Annotated in this window: 1 protein-coding gene; it reads left to right on the forward strand. The window is 40.1% G+C overall.

What is annotated here, in order from left to right:
* Positions 1 to 54 precede the first annotated feature (54 nt).
* Positions 55 to 267, forward strand: a 213-nt coding sequence (locus SB660_RS21110; RefSeq protein ID WP_410584338.1) for an initiation control protein YabA, incomplete at its 3' end; no start/stop codon positions are given.

A 267-nucleotide genomic window follows, 5' to 3' on the forward strand; every position in this document is an offset into this window, starting at 1 on the left:
CTAGCATGCGAAAAAAATCTTATATAAGATAGAGAATTTAACGAGGTGGCTTGGGTGAAGGACCGTAATTTCTTAGATACCGTTATGGAGTTCGAACAACAGCTCGAAGCAATGCAGGCGCAATTTGGTGCATTGAAGCAATTTGTAGCGTTAATGATGGAAGAACATAAGGCACTCGAAACAGAAAATCATCACCTTCGTACACGTCTAGAAGAACTACTTTCTAAAGAGAACACCGTACAGGCTACAGATGAGAAGAAAGAGAAT

Source organism: Bacillus sp. SIMBA_005, from assembly GCF_046535585.1.
GTDB classification, from domain to species: Bacteria; Bacillota; Bacilli; order Bacillales; family Bacillaceae; genus Bacillus; species Bacillus pumilus.